1 protein-coding gene and 2 pseudogenes are annotated in these 1,944 nt (G+C 27.8%); all 3 read left to right on the plus strand.

Annotated features, from left to right (window positions below; genetic code table 11):
* A pseudogene (locus tag KHW44_RS09165) lies at positions 1–289 on the plus strand (elongation factor 4); the annotation flags it as partial.
* A gap of 47 nt (positions 290–336) precedes the next feature.
* The gene (gene hemW, locus KHW44_RS09170; RefSeq protein ID WP_304068749.1) at positions 337–1,440 is read left to right on the plus strand and encodes a radical SAM family heme chaperone HemW; all 1,104 of its coding nucleotides are present in this window, start codon (positions 337–339) and stop codon (positions 1,438–1,440) included.
* 81 nt (positions 1,441–1,521) lie between these two features.
* Positions 1,522–1,944: pseudogene (locus KHW44_RS09175) on the plus strand (heat-inducible transcription repressor HrcA); the annotation flags it as partial.

Raw genomic sequence — 1,944 nt, forward strand, 5'->3', positions numbered from 1 at the left:
AGCTTATGAAAGAGCAAGAAAAATCGTAACAAAACTTAAAGATGAAATACCAAGACATCAATTTGTAATTCCTGTACAAGCTGCAATAGGAAATAAAATAATCGCAAGAGAAACTATAAAAGCATATAGAAAAGATGTACTTGCTAAATGTTATGGCGGAGATATAACTAGAAAGCGTAAATTATTAGAAAAACAAAAAGAAGGTAAAAAGCGAATGAGATCTGTCGGTAGTGTAGACGTTCCTCAAGAAGCTTTCTTATCAGTATTAAAATACGATGAAGGAAATTAAATTTGTTAAGCCAAGCGAAAGTTTGGCTTATTTTTATAGGAGGAGTTATGAAAGGAATATATGTTCACATACCTTTTTGTGATTATAAGTGTAACTATTGTGATTTTTCAACAATGACGAAACAATATCAAAGAGTTGATGAATACTTTGATTTATTACAAAAAGAAATAAATATGTACAAAAATCCTAATGACAGAATAGATACCATTTATATAGGAGGAGGAACACCAAATCTTGTCGATTCTAAATATATTGAAAAAACCTATGACCTAATAGATAGCTGTTTTAACTTACAATTAAAGGAATTTACTATTGAGTGCAATCCAGAGTTCGTCACAAAAGAAAAAATAGAAAACTATAAAAAAATTGGTATAGATAGAATATCATTGGGAGTTCAATCATTTAATGATCAGTACAATAAATTTTTAGGAAGAGGGCACAAGGTATCAGATGTTTTAAAGTCATTTGAAATAATTAGAGATTACATTTATAATATTTCAATTGATTTGATATTTGGATTTCCAAATCAAACTTTAGAATCTCTGGATAATGATCTTAATTATATAAGAAAACTCAACCCAAATCATGTGTCGTGGTATAACATGATATTAGAACCGGGAACAAAATTTTACAAAGAATATGATGATATAAATCGAAATGATGATAAAGAATACGAAATGTATTTAAAGATTTGTAATGGTTTAGAAAAATACAAACATTACGAAATTTCTAATTTTGCAAAAGATAAATTTGAATCCATTCACAACAAGATTTACTGGAAAGACGAAAATTATTATGGATTTGGTTTATCTTCCTCCGGCTATTTAAATCAACACAGATACACAAATGAGTTTTTCTATCCAGATTATAAGAAAAAAATATTGAATAATGAAAAGCCTATTAGTTTTTCTGAGAAAATTGATTTAGAAAAAAGAGAATTTGAATTCATAATAACCAATATGAGATTAAAAGAAGGATTAGATTTAAAAGTATACCAAGATAAATTTGGAATAAATTTATATGCTAAGAACAAAAAATTAATTGATAACTGGAATAATAGAGGATTATTAACTTTAGATAATAACCATTTATGCTTTACAAATCAAGGTTTTTTCGTATCAAATAGTTTTTTCGTAGATATTTTAGTATAACACTTGACACAGTAGAAAACGTAGTGTATAATTTTGTTATCACTCAAGGTAATAGGTTGCTAACAAAAAAGAGGTGAGGTCTTGAATGAAAATTTAACACAAAGAAAATTTAATATCTTACTCGCGACTATAGACAATTATATAAAGACTGCTCAGCCAATTGGATCTCGAGTTTTATCTAAGAATTATAATATAGGATTCAGTCCAGCTACTATCAGAAATGAGATGAGCGATTTAGGAGATTTGGGATATTTAGTACAATCTCATATTTCATCAGGAAGAATTCCATCCCAAAAAGCTTTCAGATTGTATGTGGATTATATCCTAGACAAACTCTATAAAACTGACGATTCTAGTTCTTCATTAATGTCTATAAGAAAACCCTATGAAAGAATTGTTGAACCAGAGAAATTAATTAAATCTTCTTCTCAATTCATTTCTGAGATAACTCAGTATCCAGCTATTTCTATGTTAAAAAAATCAGATAGGATGCATTTATCTCAC

The organism is Finegoldia magna (assembly GCF_018371055.1).
GTDB lineage: Bacteria > Bacillota > Clostridia > Tissierellales > Peptoniphilaceae > Finegoldia > Finegoldia magna_I.

What these genes read in the sequence shown, in the direction of transcription:
- hemW (WP_304068749.1), top strand. Translation starts at nt 337, where the DNA reads ATGAAAGGAATATATGTTCACATACCTTTTTGTGATTATAAGTGTAAC.